We start from the raw sequence: 16,958 nt of genomic DNA, 5'->3' as shown, positions 1-16,958 counted from the left end.
TGCGACAATTGGGCCACATGCGTGAGGTCTGGCCGGGCGAGCCCTATCCACTCGGCGGCACCTGGGATGGCGTGGGCACCAGTTTCTCGGTGTTCTCCGAGGTCGCCGAGCGGGTCGAGCTGTGCCTTTTCCACGATGACGGCTCCGAGGAGCGCGTCGAACTGCCCGAGGTCGACGGGTTCGTCTGGCATGGCTATCTGCCGGGCATCCAGCCGGGCCAGCGCTACGGCTACCGCGTCCACGGGCCCAACGAGCCGTCCCACGGCCACCGGTGCAACCCGGCCAAGCTGCTGCTCGACCCCTACGCCAAGGCCATCGACGGTGAGCTGACCTGGAACCAGGCGCTGTTCCCCTACTACTTCACCGATCCGACCCGGCGTAACACCGAGGACAGCGCGCCCTACATGCCGAAGAACGTGGTGATCAACCCGTTCTTCGAGTGGGGCAACGACCGGTCGCCGCGCATCCCGTACCACGAGACCGTGATCTACGAGGCCCACGTGCGCGGGCTCACCATGCGGCACCCCGACGTGCCGCCCGACCTGCGCGGCACGTACGCCGGCATCGGGCATCCCGCGATCATCGAGCACCTGCTGTCGATCGGGGTCACTGCGGTCGAGCTGATGCCGGTGCACCACTACGTCCCCGAGCACTTCCTGGTGGCGCGCGGGCTGACGAACTACTGGGGCTACAACACCATGGCCTACCTGGCTCCCCACGGCCGCTACTCCAGCTCGGGGACGCGAGGGCAGCAGGTGCTGGAGTTCAAGGCCATGGTGCGGGCGCTGCACGAGGCGGGCATCGAGGTCATCCTCGACGTGGTCTACAACCACACGGCCGAGGGCGACCACATGGGGCCCACGCTGGGCTTCAGGGGCATCGACAACGCCGCCTACTACCGGCTGCACGACGGCGACCGGCGCTACTACCTCGACTACACGGGGTGCGGCAACTCGCTCAACGTGCGCTCGCCGCACGCGCTGCAGCTCATCATGGACTCCCTGCGCTACTGGGTGCTGGAGATGCACGTCGACGGGTTCCGCTTCGACCTGGCCTCGGCGCTGGCCAGGGAACTGCACGACGTCGACCGGCTGAGCGCGTTCTTCGACCTGATCCAGCAGGATCCGGTGATCTCGCAGGTCAAGCTGATCGCCGAGCCGTGGGACGTCGGTCCCGGCGGCTACCAGGTGGGGAACTTCCCGCCCCTGTGGACGGAGTGGAACGGCAAATATCGCGACATCGTACGAGATTTCTGGCGGGGCACCCATTCGGCCCTGCCCGAGTTCGCCTCCCGCCTGACCGGCTCCGCCGACCTGTACGAGTCCTCCGGCCGCCGTCCCGTCGCCTCGATCAACTTCGTCACCTGCCACGACGGCTTCACCCTCGCCGACCTGGTCTCCTACGACCACAAGCACAACGAGGACAACGGCGAGGACAACCGCGACGGCACCAACGACAACCGCTCCTGGAACTGCGGCGCGGAGGGCCCGGTCGAGGACCCGCAGATCGTCACGCTGCGCCGCCGCCAGCGCCGCAACTTCCTGGCCACGCTGTTCCTGTCGCAGGGCGTGCCCATGCTGTCCCACGGCGACGAGATCGGCCGCACCCAGCGCGGCAACAACAACGCCTACTGTCAGGACAACGAACTGGCCTGGGTGGACTGGTCGATGGTGCGGGCCGAGTCCGACCTGCTCGACTTCGTCCGCGTGCTGTCGAAGCTGCGCCGCGAGCATCCCGTCTTCCAGCGCCGCCGCTTCTTCCACGGCCGCCACCCCGACGACGGCAAGCGGGACCTGGTCTGGCTCACGCCCGGCGGGCGCGAGATGACGGCGAGCGACTGGCACATCAGCTACGCCAAGTCGCTGATGGTCTATCTGAACGGCGAGGCGATCACCGAGCCGGGACCGCGCGGCGAGAAGATCGTCGACGACTCCTTCCTGCTGCTGATCAACGCCCACCACGAGAACATGCCGTTCACGCTGCCGGGCGAGGAGTTCGGCGCGGCGTGGCTGCCGGTGCTCGACACCAACCACGACACGGTGGAGGACGCGTTCCTGGACGAGCGCTGGCTGCCGAACGCCGTGGTGGCCGTCACGGCCCGCTCGCTCCAGGTCCTGCGCCAGCCCCGTCAGTCCAAGCCCTGACCCAGCCCTGGACCGGCCTCGACCGGCCCTGGACCAGCTCTAGCCCAGTCCTGGGCCAGCCCTCGACCGGCTCTGGGCTACGGGCCCTGTGCCCCGTGCCTTCCCGTTGGACGCGGCTCTCGTTCCCGACAAAACCCCTGCGACCGATTGTCGGTGCCGTGTGCCAAGGTAGAGGAGTGCGGCGCATCTATCCCGACATACAGGACAATCCGGACATCGTGCAGGCGTACGCCTATCCCGAGGGCCGTCCGTGGCTGCGGCTCAACATGGTGTCCAGCGCCGACGGCGCGGCCTGGCTCGACGGGCGCTCCGGCGGGCTGTCCAGCAAGGGCGACAAGCGCATCTTCCAGACCCTGCGCGGCCTGGCCGACGTCATCGTCGCCGGCGCCGCGACCGTGCGCAAGGAGCGGTACGGCCCGGTCCCGCCGCGCGAGGCGTGGGCGGAGATCAGGCGGGGCCGGCCCGAGGTGCCGCCGATCGCCGTGATCACCCGCAGCCTCGACCTCGACCTCGACGGCGAGCTGTTCACCAGCGCCCCCAGCCGGACCATCGTGATCACCTGCGAGGCCGCGCCCGGTGACCGGCGCAAGACGGCGGCCGAGCGGTCCGACCTGATCGTGGCCGGCGAGGACGGCGTCGACCTGCGGGCGGCCGTGGCCGCGCTGCACGACCGGGGCCTGACCAGGGTGCTGTGCGAAGGTGGTCCCCGGGTCAACGCCCAGCTGTCCGCCGACGGCCTGGTCGACGAGCTGTGCCTGTCGATCAGCCCGCTGCTGGTCGGAGGCGGCGCCGCGCGCATCCAGAACGGCGAGCCGGCGCAGACGGCACTTGAACTGAGCCAGGTGCTGGAAGAGGCGGGGGTCCTCTTCTGCAAGTACACGAGGGAGCAGAGCCATGACCGAGCCGACGCCGGAGCCTGAAGCGGCCAAGAAAACCGAACCGGAGCCTGAGCCGGAGCCGGTGCCCAATCTGCCGGTGCGGCCGCCGGTGCCGCCGATGCTGGCCAAGCCGGTCAAGGCCATGCCCAAGCAGGACGGCACGCTGTTCTACGAGCCGAAGTGGGACGGCTTCCGCTGCATCGTCTTCCGCGACGGCGACGAGGTCTACCTGGGCAGCCGCAACGAGCGGCCGTTCACCCGCTACTTCCCCGAGCTGGTCGAGGCGGTGCGGGCCGAGCTGCCCGGCAGGGTCGTCGTGGACGGCGAGATCGTGCTGCCCATGGGGACCCAGCTCGACTTCGACGCGCTGCAGCAGCGCATCCATCCGGCCAAGTCGCGGGTGAGCATGCTGTCGGAGCGGACACCGGCCCAGTTCATCGCGTTCGACCTGCTGGCGGTGGGCGACGAGTCGCTGCTGGAGGCGCCGTTCGCGGAGCGGCGGGCCAGGCTGGAGAAGCTCTTCCCCGAGGAGAAGGGCGGCTCCGTCCGGCTGACGCCGGTCACGACCAGCGAGGAGCAGGCGGGCGAGTGGTTCGAGATGTTCGAGGGGGCGGGCCTCGACGGCATCATCGTCAAGCCGGGTGACCAGCCGTACGTGCCCGACAAGCGGACGATGTTCAAGGTCAAGCACGAACGTACCGCCGACGTCGTCATCTGCGGCTACCGGGAGCACAAGACGGGGCCGATCGTGGGCTCGCTGCTGCTCGGCCTCTACGGCGACGACGGGCGGCTGCACCACGTGGGGGTGGCGGCCTCGTTCCCGATGAAGCGCAGGGCGGAGCTGGTCGAGGAGATCAGGCCGTACCTCGCGGAGCTGAGCGAGCATCCCTGGGGCCACTGGGCCGAGCAGGCGGCGGCCAACGCCGGCCAGCCTGCCGCCGGGCCCGCGACCGGCGGGCAGCGGGTGCCCGGGGCGGTGTCGCGGTGGAACGCCAAGAAGGACCTGTCGTTCATCCCGCTGCGGCCGGAGCTGGTGATCGAGGTGGCCTACGACCAGATGGAGGGCGACCGGTTCCGGCACACCGCGCAGTTCCGCCGGTGGCGGCCCGACCGGACGCCCGAATCGTGCACTTATGAGCAGTTGGAGCGTCCAGTCAGTTACAACCTCGATGACGTCCTTGCCCGATAGCCCATAATCCCGTTATATCTCGACATATGAGCACTGGGGATGAACTACGAGCCGCCGTGTCCGCGCGTCGCGACCTCGGGCCGGAGTTCGAGGACGCGGTCGTGGAGTCGTTCCTCGACCGGGTGGGCACCGAGATCGACCGCCGGGTGGACGAACGCGTCGCCCAGATCGCCCCGGAGCAGACCGCCAAGGTGGCCCGCCCGGGACCGACGGAGGCCCAGCGCCTGGCCCTGGCCATCGTCTCGATGGCCCTGGGCACGATCATGACCCTGGTCCTCGTGTTCGCGGAACGGGCGTACGGGCTCATCTGGATCTGGCTCGGGATCATCGTGGTGAACTCGCTCTACAACTCCAACAAGAAGAGCTGACCCGCCACCGGCACCCGGCCCACACGGCCTCAGGTGCCCTCCCGGCCGGCCGTTCTCACGTGGCCGGGCCGGCTCGCTGATCCGGCCGACCGACTCGCCCGGGATGACCGGACACGGACCGATGACCGCGCGCCGGCGCGGGGGCGGTCGCGTCACCAGGCGCCACAGCCCCGGTTTGCCGTCGAAGCGGGCGATGTCCGCGTCGGCGGCACCCTCTTCCGGAATACTGACGACCAGACGTTCACGCTTGATCCGGCGCCAGGCGCTGATGTGCAGCCATGCCATGGTGATGCGGACGAAACCCCAGGGGTCGTGCTTCTTCCGCACCCTCGACCAGGAACCGCTGAGCTTCAGCAGCGCCTCCTGGGCGAGGTCGGCGGCGTCGTGCGGGTTGCCGGTGAGCACGAGCCCGTAGCGCGGCAGAGCCGGCCCGCGGATCTGCGCGTCGGGTGAGGGCTGGTCAGGCGTCGAGCCAGATGAGGCCGGCGAAGCGGCCGCCGGGGTGTTCGCGGCGGTGGGAGTAGAGCTCCTGCGACTCGATCGTGCAGCGGGCGTCGTGGCGTACGTCGGGGACGCCAGCCGCCCGGAGCTGGGACTCGATGCCGGCCCGCAGGTCGAGTGCGGGGGTCTCCCAGGAGGTGGTGGACCAGGTGGCGGGCACCTTCGCGGCGACCTGGTCGCGCAGGTCGGCGGGCACCTCGTAGCAGCGGCCGCACGCGCCCGGGCCGATCAGGGCGGCCATCCTGCCGGGCTCCGCGCCCTTGGCCGCCATCGCCTCCACCAGGGCCGTGGCGATGCCGGCCTCGGTGCCGGGGCGGCCGGAGTGGGCGGCGCCGATCATGCGCGCCACGGGGTCGGCCACCAGCACGGCCGGGCAGTCGGCCCCGAGCGAGGCCAGCGCCAGGCGGGGCTCGGTGGTGAAGACGCCGTCCAGCATGGGCGGGTCGTCGCCGAACGGCTCGCTCACGTAGGCGACGTCGGCGCTGTGGACCTGGCGCATGAACACGATGGCGCGCACCCCCAGCTCGGCCGCCACGCCCTCGCGGTTGGCCCGCACGGCGGCCGGGTCGTCGCCGACCATGCCGCCGAGGTTGCGCGTGCCGTAGGGAGGAGCGCTGACCCCTCCGTTGCGGTCGGTGATGGCGACGTGGACACCGGGGGCGAGCTGCATGCCTCCGATCTTAGGCCGAGCGCAGGGCACGGACGCGTCCCAGCGTGCACGGACCGATGCCGCTGCCCGGGGCCGGTGCCACTGCCTGGGGGCCGGTGCCACCGCCCGCAGGCACACGCCACCCTCCACCGGCCTCAGGGGCGGGCGGTCAGTGGCCCTGCCAGGTGGGCTGCTGCTTGGTGAGGAAGGCGGGGACGGCGGTGTGGAAGTCGTCGCTGCCGAAGACCGTGGCCACGAAGCCGGCGGAGTGGGCCTCCTCGGCGGTGAACATGCGGGCCCGCAGCAGCATGTCCAGGGTTCTGGCGGGGCCGAGGTGGTGGACGAGCAGCGAGTACGTGTTCGTGACTCCTCCGTTCCCTGAAGGGAGCGGCTTCTCGCTAAGCCGCTTCCGAAGCCCGGCGAAGGGCAAGCCCTGCCCTGAGGATGTTGACCGCCGCGTTCACGTCGGCGTGCGCGGCATGCCCGCACGCCGTACAGGCGAACTCCGCCTGGGTGACGCGGTTCTCCTTCGCGCAGTGCCCGCATCGGGCACAGGTGCGGGAGGTGCCGGCGGGGTTCACTGCGATCAGCTCTCGACCGGCGCTTTCAGCCTTGTGCGCGAGGATGGTCAGGAACACCCCCCAACCCGCGTCCAGGATGCTTCGGTTGAGACCGGCCTTGGCGGCGACGTTGCGGCCGGGGGCCTCGATCGTGCCGGATGCCGAGCGGGTCATGTTGGTGATCGGCAGGTCCTCGTGCACGATCAGGTCGTAGTCGCGGACCAGCGCGAGCGCGGCGTTGTGCGCGTAGTCGAGCCGCTGGCGGCGCACCTTGCCGTGCAGCGCGGCAACGCGGGCCACCACCTTGCGCCGCCGCTTGGAGCCCCGCTTCTTGCGGGAAAGGGCCCGCTGCGTCGTCTCGAGACGTTCGGCGGTTGCGGCCAGGTGGCGGGGGTTGGCCAGGTGTTCCCCGTCGGAGGTGGTGACCAGCGAGGCCACGCCCATGTCGATCCCGGCTGCCGCGCCCGTGGCGGGAAGCGGCTCGGCGGGCACGTCGTCACACGACAGGACCACGTACCAGCGGTTGCCTTCCCGCTTGACCGCGATCGTCTTCACCCGGCCCTTGACCGGTCGGTGCTGATGCACCCGGACGTGCCCGACGCCCCGCAACCGGACGTAGGTCGCGGCGGGGTGCTCGGGCTGGGAGTCCCACCGGCAGCCGTCGCCGTCTTTCGGCCATTCCACCGTGTCGAACCAGCCCCGGCCCTTGAACCGGGGGAAGCCTGGGATGCGCCCGGCCTTGACCCGGTCGAAGAACGCGCGGAACGCCTTGTCCAAGCGGCGCAGCGTGGCCTGCTGGGAAGAGAACGACCACCGGCCCTGCCCGCCGGGGTCATCGCCGCGGATGTGCTTCAGATCGGCCGACTGCTCACCGTACCGGATGCTCGCCCCGGCCTTGGCGTAGGCGGTGTGGCGGTGCTCCAGCGCGGCGTTGTACAGCTGCCGGTGGTCCTCCAGACACTGCGCGAGCGCGGTGGCCTGCTTGCTGGTGGCGCGCAGCAGGTACTTGTACGACCGGCGCACACCCACCCCCCACGTTCGGTAACGAGACAACCACGCTATCGCCTTGCACCGACAAAACCCGGGAGGAAATCTGTGATGCGCGGACCTGGTAGGTCAGGGCACGCTCGGGCTTTGGCGGCCCTCCCGCTCCCGGTTCCCCCGTCGCCTAAAGACGACGGTCCCCTCGGGAGGAGCTGATAGACAGGCAGTTGCCGAGCGTCCTCGCGATGGGGACGCCGAAGCTCGATCCCGATACGGCCAGGCGCAGGTCGCAGGCGGCGGCCACGATGAGGCCCGCGCCCACGCAGTAGCCCTGGACGACGGCCACGGTGGGCACCTTGACGCGTTCGAGGCGGTCGATGATGCCCTGGACCTTGCGCTCGTAGGCGATGCCGTCCGCCCCGTCGGTGAAGTCGGCGAACTGGGAGATGTCCGTTCCGGAGACGAACTCCCGCCCGCCGGCCCCCGAGATCGTGAGCAGCTTGATGCCGGGGTCGGCGTCGGCGCGTTCGCAGGCGTCGTCCAGGCCGTCCCACATGGCCCAGGTCAGCGCGTTGTGCTGGGCGGGGCGCGCAGGACGGGCCCGTCGGCGGTGACGATCAGCTCGCTCACACGGTCTCCTTCGGAGTGGGGGCCGGACCGCCACGCCTTCGGCGAGCGTCTCGCCGGTGGCGAAATGCTGGCCCGCCTCCCGGATGGCCGACACCTCACTTAAGTCGGGTTTGCTCCATTGTGTACCGAAGCATGGCAGCTGGGTGGTGCGCATGTCGGTGGGCGGGGTGGAGCTGGGATGGTGGGGTGAGGACGACACCGGCCGGCGCACCATGCTCGGCCGCGCTGACGTGATCTATGACGAGGAGGCTCTCTGATGACCACCCTGGCCGAGCTCCACGCGTTGATGGAGCGCCTGGGACACCCGGTGGTGCCCGCGCAGGCGCCCGCCGTTCCGGTAGCGTCCCGGTTCGCGGACGGGGCTCCGTACCGGTTCGAGATTCCCAGCGTCGAGGGACCGGACGTGCTGGAGGCCGTGGTCGCCGAGGCCGACCGGCTCGGCGTGCCGGTCGCGAGGACCTCGCAGGGCAGCGGCGTGATGATGCTGACCGACGACGAGATCGGGCGGATGGCCAGGCTCGGGGCCGAGCGGGGCATCGAGGTCAACCTGTTCCTGGGGCCGAGGGCCGCCTGGGACACCGGTGGCCAGGCCAAGCTCACCCAGGCCGTGGGCGCGGCGGCGCGCGGGAACGCGATGGTCGCGGCCTGCCTGGCGGACGCGCTGCGGGCCTGCTCGCTGGGCATCCGCAGCCTGCTCGTGGGCGATCTCGGCACGCTGGACGTGCTGCGGGAGCTCAAGGCGGACGGGACACTGCCGCCGAACCTGGTGCTGAAGACGTCCGTGCTGATGCCGCTGACGAACGGGCCGACCGCCGCCGTCTACGAGCGGCTCGGCGCGACCACGGTCAACGTGGGCACCGACCTGACCGTGCCGCACCTGGCCGAGATCCGCGCGGCGACCCGGTTGCCGATCGATCTCTATCTGGAGGTGCCGGATGATCAGGGTGGGTTCGTCCGCTTCTATGAGGCGGTGGAGATCGTCCGGGCCGCCGCTCCCGTCTACCTGAAGATGGGGCTGCGTAACGCGCCCAACATCTACCCCTCCGGCGGGCATCTCGGGGTGGTGCCGAAGGAGCTCGGCCGCGAGCGGGTCCGGCGGGCGGCGCTGGTGCAGCGGCTGATCGAGCAGCTCGATCCCGAGCTGGCCAAGCCGTCCCAGACCTCCGACCTCGGGGTGCCGGAGCTGTAGACGCGTCCCGGCCTCGGCGTGCCGGGACCGTAGGCGAGTCTCCGGCCTCGGCGTGCCGGGATCGTAACCGTCCCCGACCGCGGACCCGGGCGTGCCGGGTCCGGGGCCTGGGCGTGCCGGGTCCGGGGCCTGGACCGGCTCAGTCGTGCAGGCGGTGGATCGTGAGGGGGCCGCCGCCCCAGCGGCCGATGGCCTCCTCGTCGGCGAAGGCCAGCACGCGCATCATGTTGCCGCCGTCGCTCGCCTCCACGCTGCGCCGCAGCCGGGCGGCGAGGGCGGGCGACAGTTTGGTGGTGCCGGCCTCGACCGTGTCGCCGTAGTGGTGGGTGAAGGCGACGCCGGCGAACCCGGCGCGGGCCAGCAGCGTGCGTACGGTCTGCGAGGAGTAGAACATCAGGTGGTTCTTGGTGAAGCCGCTCCACTTCGACCCGTACGCCTTGAGCAGCAGCGAGCGGGCGTTCACGGTCAGGACGAGCAGCACCCCGCCGGGCCCCAGCAGACTCCTGAACAGCTGGAAGTCCTCCAGCGGCCGGGGCAGGTGCGCGAGCACCGACCACAGCGTGATCACGTCGAACCCGCCGGCGGCGATCTCCGGCACGTCCCCCGGCGCGCCGAAGTAGGTGCGGGCCCGGCTCAGCCGTTCGTTGGCCTGGGCCACCGACTCGGGCGACAGGTCCACGCCGCAGGCGTCGAAGCCGCGCCGCTCGGCCAGTTCGAGGAAGAGCCCGACGCCCGAGCCGAAGTCGAGCAGCCGCCGCTCCTTGCCCTCGTCGAACACGGGCGCCAGCGCCTTCATGGTCAGGTCGTAGCGGCGCTGCCGGTTGGCGGCGTACTTGCCGGTCAGGAAGGCGCTGTAGCCGGTGGAGTACAGGTCGCCGAGGCGTTCGGGCCGGACGTTGGGGTTGCGGTAGAGGAAGCCGCAGGAGGGGCAGCGGACGACGTGGTAGCGCCAGCCCTTGCCGCCGGTCGGCTCGAAGAGCGGCTGCTGGCGCGACTCCCCGCACATCATGCAGTCGAGGAACTCCTCGATCTCGCCCAGCGGGCGCAGCCGTTCGTAGGCGGCGCGCGACATGATCGGCGCGCGGGCGATCAGCCGGCGCCACTGCGCCTCGCGGATGAGCCGCTCTCCCGGCCGCACGTAGACCCGCTGTTCCCACGGGACGCGGTCGTAACGGGAGCCGTACGCCAGTCTGGCCAGGATTCTGTTGGTCATCGCCACCACCCTTCGTGCGGTTGTGCCCGAGCCGTCCCCGTCTAAGCGTCCGCGTTCGGTCGCTTTACGTGATCTTTGAGGCTTTCTCCGGCCTGGCTCCTCGAAACGAGCAAGCATATGCTTGGTCGCGTGCCTGACTACCGCAACCTGATCGGCGGCGAGCTCGTCCCCGCCGCACGCCAGATGGACACCGTCAACCCCGCCACCGGCGAGCCCTGGGCGCGCATCCCGGCCGGCGGGGCCGCCGAGGCCGAGGCGGCCGTAGCCGCGGCCACCCGCGCCTTCCCCGCCTGGTCGGCACTGCCCGCGGCGGCCAGGGCGCACGTCCTGCGCAAGGTCTCGGAGCTGTTCGGCCGGCACGCCAAGGAGCTGGCCGAGTTGGAGACGCGCGACAACGGCCGGATCCTGCGCGACACGCTGAAGCGGGACCTGCCGGGCATGGCGTACCTGTGGCAGCTGGCCGCCGGGCAGTGCCTCGACGCGGTCAAGGGCGACACGGTCGTCCTGGGGCCGGACGCCCTCGGGCTGACGCGGCGCGAGCCGTACGGGGTGGCGGTCTGCATCATCCCGTGGAACTCCCCCATCTCGACCTTCTCGGCCAAGGCCGCGTACGCGCTGGCCGCCGGGAACACGGTGATCGTCAAGCCGGCCGAACAGGCGAGCGCGTCGGTGCTGCGGCTGGGCGAGCTGCTCGCCGACGTCTTCCCGCCCGGCGTGCTGAACATCGTCAGCGGCCTGGGCGAGGAGGTCGGCGACGCCCTCGTCCGCCACCGCGGCGTGCACAAGGTCAGCCTCACCGGCTCGACCGAGACCGGCCAGGCCATCACCAGGGCCTCGGCCGACGCGCTGAAGCCGCTGACGTTCGAGCTGGGCGGCAAGTCCCCCAACATCGTCTTCCCCGACGCCGACCTGGACGCCGCCACCCTGGGCGTCACGGTGAACTCCGTCTACACGGGCAACGCCGGACAGGTGTGCGTGGCGGGCTCACGCATCCTCATCCACCGCTCGATCTGGTCGGAGATGCTCGGCCGGATCGAGCGCGCCTGCGCGGACCTGGTCCTGGGCGACCCGCTGGACCTGGCGACGACGATGGGGCCGATCGTGTCGGCCGGGCAGTACGAGCGGGTGACGTCGTACCTGGAACTGGCCGAGAAGGAGGGCGCGCGGCTCGTCTTCGGCGGGCGGAGCGGCGCCGAGGTGGTGCCGGCGCTGCCCGGCGGCTACTGGGTGGCGCCCACGCTCTACACGGCCGAGGACAACGCGCTGCGGGTGTGCCAGGAGGAGATCTTCGGGCCGGTGGCGGTGGCGCTGCCGTTCTCGACCGACGAGGAGGCGCTGGCGATCGCGAACGACTCCCCGTACGGGCTGGCGGCCGGTGTCTGGACCCGTGACCTGGGCCGGGCCCACCGGTTCGTCCGCGATCTGCGCAGCGGCACGGTGTGGGTGAACACCTTCCGCCAGATGCCTCCCGGGCTGCCGTTCGGCGGGGTCAAGGACAGCGGGTACGGCCACGATTCGGTCCTGGAGTACACCCGGGAAAAGGCAGCCATTATCCAGATCTAGTCGGATACATTTACCCCTCATGAGCGAGGGGATCAAGGACACGTCAGGGCTGTCGGAAGCCGCCGCGCAGTCCCGGGCATCGGTGCTGCGCAGCCGGGCCGAATCGTACATCGCCCTGTCACGGCACGACGCCGCGATCGCGGATCTGACCGAGTCGATCGCGCTGGTGCCGGACAACGCGAGGGCCTGGCGGCTGCGCGGGGAGAGCCATCGGGTGATCGAACGGTACGACACCGCGCTCGACGACTTCGACGAGGCGCTGAAGCTGGAGCCGGACAGCGCGTACGCCCTCGGCTCGCGCGGCCAGACCTACGCCGCCATGGGCCGCCTGGAGGAGGCGATGGCCGACTTCGAGCACGCGCTCACCCTGTCGCCCGACTCCCTGTGGATCCTGGAGGCGAAGGCGGACGCCCTGGTGGACCTGGACCGGCTGGACGAGGCCCTGACCGAGCACGGCAAGATCATCGCGTTGAACGAGGAGCTGGCGTACTCATGGGTCGCCCGCGGCGACCTCTACCAGCGGATGAACTTCTACCCGGAGGCGATCGACGACTACACCAAGGCCCTGGAGGCCGACCCGGACTACGTGCGGGCGCTGAGCCGCAGGGGCGAGGCGCTGCGCATGGCCGACCGCTACGAGGAGGCGCTCGCCGACCTCAACCGGGCGCTGGAGCTGGAGCCCGGCAACGACCGGGCGCTCGGGAGCCGGGGCGCGGTGCTGAGCGAGCTGGGCGACAACGAGGCGGCGCTGAAGGACCTCGACGCCGCGATCGAGCTGGATCCCGACTACATCTGGGCGTACCGGGTGCGGGGCGAGATCTTCCAGGAGCTGGACCGGCACGAGGAGGCGGTGGCCGACTTCACCCGGGCCCTGCACCTCGAAGCCGAGGAGTGACCCGGCCCGCTTCTGACCCGGGCCGCTTCTGACCCGGGCCGCTTCTGACCCGGGCCGCTTTCGCAGGGATTCCCGTACCCGCCGGGGCCGCGGGCGTACCGCGGCTCCGGCGGGGCGGGATCACAGGGCCAGCAGGGCGCTGACCGGCAGGCGGGTGTCCGACAGCGGACGCATGGCGATGCGCAGCAGCGCCAGCGCGTTGTCGTCGCCCGCGATCCGGTTGGCGCTGAGCCCGCCGCACGACTGGCAGGAGTGGATGATCAGCCACTCGCCGTCCCCGCGCACGGACACGCTCAGCGCCGTCATCCTGCCCCGGCACTCCGCCCGCCGATCCCCCGGGATCCGGTGATCGACGTGCAGGCTGGTCAGGCAGTTCGGGCAGTGGTTGCGGTGCGCGGTGCCGGGCGCGAGCATCGGCACGTCCAGCCGGCACCCGACGCAGCGGAACGCGTCCGCGTGGAAGAGCTCTTTACGTCGCTGGGGCCGTTCCCGGCCCGGGTTCCTCCTGGGCATGTCACAGATCACCGAACGCCTCTAGCGGGAACGGCGGCTGCGCCAGCGGCCTGACGGCCATGCGCATGAGGATGAGCTGGTTGTCGTCCCCGCAGATGGGGTTGGACGTCAGCTCACCGCACCGGGTGCAGCGATGGATGACCATCCATTCGCCGGTGCGCAGGACGGCGATCGAGATCGGGAGCATGCGTGATCTGCACTCGTCGCGCAGGTGCAGCGAGTGCAGGCAGCTCGGGCAGTGGTTGCGGCGGGCGCCGTCGGGTGCGACCGCGGCGACCGTCAGGCCGCAGCGTACGCACGGGAATGTCTCGGTGTTCGCGAGCGAACGAGGTTTTCCGTCGGTGGACAACCTGGGTACTCCTTGCCGGAATGTCATCTTCGAGAGAGTTCGAGAAGATTCGCGAGAGGTTCGCGAAAAGCAGCAAGGAAGCGCCCGAGCGGGCCTCGCGGGGCACGCCGGTGGATGGGCGGACGGGTGTGGTGACGCCTTACGGGGTCGGGATCCGCCCGTGGGTACGGCGAGGCGCGCTGGGCGCGGTGCCGGGCATAGACCCCTCCCCTGCGGGCGTGACTGCCCGGAAGCTCCACTGAACGGACACGGCGAGCGTAACGAGGCGCGATGCCCGGTCGCCAGCCATTTTTCTGGAGCTGGGCGGAATGATGTTCTAGATTCGGCCCATGGGTATCGGGCTGACCGAGGAGCATGTCGAGCTGGCCGCCTCCGTACGCGGGCTGGCCGGGCGAGATCGCGGGCACGCGGCTCTGGCCGGGCAGGGGCTGCTGGGGCTGCATCTGGACGAGGAGTGCGGCGGGCAGGGGTACGGCCTGCTGGAGCTCTGCGTGGCACTGGAGGCGCTGGCCGAGCAGCGGGTCGGCGGGGCGTACCTGCCGTCGGTGCTGACGTCGGCGGCGCTGGCCTGGGCGGGCGGCGCGCGTCCCCTGATCGGCGACGCGCGGGTCCTGATCAGCGGCCTCGCCGACGGCACGCTGACCGCCGCCGTAACCCTCGGCCCACCCACCACCCAGGGCGTTCGCGCGCTCGGGACGGACGGCGAGTCGTCCGGACCCGCGCCCGGCGCGGGCGGGCGGGGCCTTCTCGCACTCGGATCGATGGAAGCCGACCTGTTCCTCGTTCCGGTCGGCGGCGGGGCGTGGGCGGTGCTCGATCGCGGCGACGCCACCGCCGAGCCCGCCGACGGCGTCGATCAGGACCGGCCGCTCTGCTCCGTCGCCGCGCGGACCGTGCCCGCCGGCCGGGTGCTCGGCGACGTCCCGGTACGGGAGCTCGCGGCCGTCCTGCTCGGCGCGGACGCGTGCGGCGTGGCGGCGTGGGCCGTGGCGACGGCGGCCGGGCACGCCAGGACCCGCGAGCAGTTCGGGCGGCCGATCGGGCAGTTCCAGGGCGTCAAGCACCGGGTGGCCGACGCCCTGGTAGCACTCGAACAGGCCAGGGCCGCCGTATGGGACGCCGCCAGAGCCCTGGACGAGACCCGCGACCCGGACCACACCCCAGACGGCGCGCCGGGCGATGGCACGGACGGCGACGCGGGCGATGGCACGGCCGGCGACGCGGCCGGGTCGGGCGGGAGCGCCGGCGGTGGCCGGGAGGACGGGCTGGGGGGTGAGGCGCGGCTGGCCGTGGCGGTGGCGGCGGTGCTCGCGCCCGATGCCGCGGTCCGGTGCGCGGCGGACGCGATCCAGGTGCTCGGCGGCATGGGGTACACGTTCGAGCACGACGCCCACCGCTACTACCGCAGAGCGCTGTCCGACCGCATGCTCGCCGGCGACCCCGGCCCGTGGGCGGAGGAGACGGCGCGGCTGGCGGTGGCGGGTGTGCGGCGGCGGATGGAGCCGGATCTACCGGAGGAGGCCGCCGCCCTCAGGGACCGGGTCAGGGCCGAGGCGGCGTCGCTGCGCGCCGAGGAGCCGGCGGCCAGGCGCGGGCGGTTCGCGCGCGAGGGCTGGCTGATGCCGTACCTTCCGCGTCCCTGGGGCCGGGACGCCTCGCCGCTCGAACAGGTGATCATCCACCAGGAGTTCCGCGACCTGCGCCGCCCGAACCTGGGCATCGCCGCCTGGGCGATCCCGTCCATCGTCCGGTACGGCACCCGCGAGCAGCAGGAACGTTTCCTGCCCGGCACGTTCGCCGGCGAGATCGTGTGGTGCCAGCTCTTCAGCGAGCCCGGCGCGGGCTCCGACCTGGCGGGACTGTCGACGAAGGCGGAACGGGTGGAGGGCGGCTGGTCGCTGACCGGCCAGAAGATCTGGACGTCCCTGGCGCAGTACGCGCACTGGGGCATCTGCCTCGCCCGTACCTCGCCCGACCGGCCCAAGCACGACGGCATCTCCTACTTCCTGGTGGACATGGCCTCCCCCGGCGTCACCGTCAAACCCCTCAAGGAGATCAACGGGGACGAGATCTTCAACGAGGTCTTCCTCGACGCCGTCTTCGTACCGGACGACCTGGTGGTGGGTGCGGTGAACGACGGCTGGCGGGTGGCCCGCGACACGCTCTCCCATGAACGCGTCGCGCTCGGCGACTCCTGGGGCCCCGGATCGCGGCACCAGGACATGGCCGCGCTCATCGCCCGCCTGCCCGAGCTCCGGCCGGCGCAGCGCGAGCGCGCGGGCCGGTTGTGGGCCGAGGGGCAGGCCGTCTCGGCGCTCGGCCTGCGCGTGACCCTCTCCCAGTTGTCGGACGCCCAGCCGTCAGGTTCCCGGTCGTCGAGCGCGGGCAGTCGAGGCACCGCATCGAGTGTGCGAAAACTGCTCGGCATGCGGCACTCGCAGGAGATCTCGGAGTTCTGCTGGTCGCTCGCGCCCGCCGACCCGCACTGGAACCGGATGATCCTCACCACCCGCGCGTTCACGATCGGCGGCGGCACGACGGAGGTCCAGCTCAACATCATCGCCGAACGCGCCCTGGGCCTGCCGCGGGATCCGTGATCAGTCCTTGAGCCGGTACGGGGCCGCGAGGTGGGCGTACACGATCGTGTTGTCCGCGTAGCTGTGCGCGCGCCGGTCGAACGTGCCGCCGCAGGTCACCAGCCGCAGCCCTGGGTAGGCGAGCTTGCCGTACACCTTCTTGGCGGGGAACGTGCGCTTCGGGGTGTGCTCGACCTTGTCCACGACGAAGACGGCCACCGAGCGGTCGGCGCGCAGCACCTGCACCTGGTCGCCGCGCTTGACCTCCTTGAGCCGGGCGAAGACGGCCGGGCCCGAGCGCGTGTCCAGGTGGCCGGTGATCACGGCGGCGCCGCGCTGGCCGGGGACGGGGCCGTAGCGGTACCAGCCGGCCAGGTCGGGCGGGTCGAACGGCGGGTTCTCGATGGCGCCCCGCGCGTCCAGGCCCAGCTCCATGAGGGGCGCGGCCACGCCGATGGAGGGGATGTAGACGGCGGTGGGCCGGGCGGCCCGCATCGGCCCGGCCACCTTCGACAGCGGCACGTCCACGATCGGCAGGTCGCTCACCGCCGGTCCGGGGGCCTTGTCCTGCCGGGCGGCCGGCGCGGGGTCCGTACCGCCGTCCAGCACGCCGGCGATCCCCAGCCCGATCAGCGCCACCCCGGCCAGCGACACCACCGCCGCCACACCCGCGATCAGCCGAGCTCCCGCCGCCTGCCGGACCCGCGTCCCGGCGGTCGGCCCGGCGGTCGGCGCTGCTTTCGGCACACGGCGCCCG

General features: G+C 71.5%; 16 protein-coding genes and 1 pseudogene. 8 read left to right on the top strand and 9 right to left on the bottom strand.

Going from position 1 to position 16,958, the window contains the following annotated elements; translation table 11 throughout:
* The first annotated feature begins 17 nt into the window (after window positions 1–17).
* From glgX to B0I32_RS01360, 4 genes are all read left to right on the top strand, one after another.
* A complete protein-coding gene (gene glgX / locus B0I32_RS01375) occupies window positions 18–2,144 on the top strand; it encodes a glycogen debranching protein GlgX (protein WP_106234222.1) in 2,127 nt (708 codons plus the stop codon).
* Window positions 2,145–2,320: 176 nt separating this feature from the next.
* Entirely contained in the window at window positions 2,321–3,064 is a 744-nt protein-coding gene (locus B0I32_RS01370) for a pyrimidine reductase family protein (RefSeq protein WP_106234221.1), read from the top strand.
* Window positions 3,039–4,211 (top strand): ATP-dependent DNA ligase, encoded by a 1,173-nt coding sequence (locus B0I32_RS01365; protein ID WP_106234219.1) that lies wholly within the window; start codon window positions 3,039–3,041, stop codon window positions 4,209–4,211. Before B0I32_RS01370 ends, B0I32_RS01365 begins: the two co-directional genes overlap by 26 nt.
* Before the next feature lie 26 nt (window positions 4,212–4,237).
* Window positions 4,238–4,579, top strand: coding sequence for a hypothetical protein (locus B0I32_RS01360; protein WP_106234217.1), 342 nt, complete (start codon window positions 4,238–4,240; stop codon window positions 4,577–4,579).
* A 255-nt stretch (window positions 4,580–4,834) separates the two neighbouring features.
* Here the strand turns inward: B0I32_RS01360 and B0I32_RS59545 are convergent.
* From B0I32_RS59545 to B0I32_RS58685, 5 genes and pseudogenes are all read right to left on the bottom strand, one after another.
* Window positions 4,835–4,984: pseudogene (locus tag B0I32_RS59545) on the bottom strand (sigma factor); the annotation flags it as partial.
* 55 nt (window positions 4,985–5,039) lie between these two features.
* Complete coding sequence (pgeF, locus tag B0I32_RS01355) at window positions 5,040–5,750, bottom strand: peptidoglycan editing factor PgeF (RefSeq protein WP_106234215.1); 711 nt, start codon at window positions 5,748–5,750, stop codon at window positions 5,040–5,042.
* A gap of 148 nt (window positions 5,751–5,898) precedes the next feature.
* The gene (locus B0I32_RS01350) at window positions 5,899–6,039 is read right to left on the bottom strand and encodes a hypothetical protein (protein ID WP_181306897.1); all 141 of its coding nucleotides are present in this window, start codon (window positions 6,037–6,039) and stop codon (window positions 5,899–5,901) included.
* 88 nt (window positions 6,040–6,127) lie between these two features.
* Entirely contained in the window at window positions 6,128–7,312 is a 1,185-nt protein-coding gene (locus tag B0I32_RS01345) for an RNA-guided endonuclease InsQ/TnpB family protein (protein WP_245955458.1), read from the bottom strand.
* 145 nt (window positions 7,313–7,457) lie between these two features.
* A complete protein-coding gene (locus B0I32_RS58685; RefSeq protein ID WP_219911585.1) occupies window positions 7,458–7,829 on the bottom strand; it encodes an enoyl-CoA hydratase-related protein in 372 nt (123 codons plus the stop codon).
* Window positions 7,830–8,159: 330 nt separating this feature from the next.
* Here B0I32_RS58685 and B0I32_RS01335 point away from each other — a divergent pair, with 330 nt between their 5' ends.
* Complete coding sequence (locus B0I32_RS01335) at window positions 8,160–9,092, top strand: U32 family peptidase (RefSeq protein ID WP_106234210.1); 933 nt, start codon at window positions 8,160–8,162, stop codon at window positions 9,090–9,092.
* Window positions 9,093–9,231: 139 nt separating this feature from the next.
* Here B0I32_RS01335 and B0I32_RS01330 read toward each other — a convergent pair whose 3' ends face one another.
* On the bottom strand, window positions 9,232–10,305 hold the full coding sequence (locus B0I32_RS01330) for a class I SAM-dependent methyltransferase (RefSeq protein WP_181306894.1): 1,074 nt from the start codon (window positions 10,303–10,305) through the stop codon (window positions 9,232–9,234).
* 129 nt (window positions 10,306–10,434) lie between these two features.
* Here B0I32_RS01330 and B0I32_RS01325 point away from each other — a divergent pair, with 129 nt between their 5' ends.
* Window positions 10,435–11,868 carry an aldehyde dehydrogenase family protein gene (locus B0I32_RS01325; protein WP_245955455.1) on the top strand — a complete coding sequence of 478 codons (1,434 nt, stop codon included), beginning with the start codon at window positions 10,435–10,437 and terminating at the stop codon, window positions 11,866–11,868.
* 19 nt (window positions 11,869–11,887) lie between these two features.
* On the top strand, window positions 11,888–12,763 hold the full coding sequence (locus B0I32_RS01320; protein ID WP_106234207.1) for a tetratricopeptide repeat protein: 876 nt from the start codon (window positions 11,888–11,890) through the stop codon (window positions 12,761–12,763).
* A 120-nt stretch (window positions 12,764–12,883) separates the two neighbouring features.
* Here the strand turns inward: B0I32_RS01320 and B0I32_RS01315 are convergent, their stop codons facing one another.
* The gene (locus B0I32_RS01315; protein WP_106234205.1) at window positions 12,884–13,276 is read right to left on the bottom strand and encodes an RNHCP domain-containing protein; all 393 of its coding nucleotides are present in this window, start codon (window positions 13,274–13,276) and stop codon (window positions 12,884–12,886) included.
* A gap of 1 nt (window position 13,277) precedes the next feature.
* The gene (locus B0I32_RS01310) at window positions 13,278–13,625 is read right to left on the bottom strand and encodes an RNHCP domain-containing protein (protein ID WP_245955453.1); all 348 of its coding nucleotides are present in this window, start codon (window positions 13,623–13,625) and stop codon (window positions 13,278–13,280) included.
* A gap of 329 nt (window positions 13,626–13,954) precedes the next feature.
* Here B0I32_RS01310 and B0I32_RS01305 point away from each other — a divergent pair, with 329 nt between their 5' ends.
* Window positions 13,955–16,222, top strand: coding sequence for an acyl-CoA dehydrogenase family protein (locus B0I32_RS01305; RefSeq protein WP_106234201.1), 2,268 nt, complete (start codon window positions 13,955–13,957; stop codon window positions 16,220–16,222).
* On the opposite strand, the gene B0I32_RS01300 is transcribed toward B0I32_RS01305, so the two are convergent.
* Window positions 16,223–16,948 (bottom strand): class F sortase, encoded by a 726-nt coding sequence (locus B0I32_RS01300; RefSeq protein ID WP_146177999.1) that lies wholly within the window; start codon window positions 16,946–16,948, stop codon window positions 16,223–16,225.
* Between the last annotated feature and the right edge of the window lie 10 nt (window positions 16,949–16,958).

The sequence above is a fragment of the Nonomuraea fuscirosea genome, assembly GCF_003001935.1.
GTDB classification, from domain to species: domain Bacteria; phylum Actinomycetota; class Actinomycetes; order Streptosporangiales; family Streptosporangiaceae; genus Nonomuraea; species Nonomuraea fuscirosea.
This window is presented reverse-complemented; position numbering and strand designations above follow the sequence as displayed.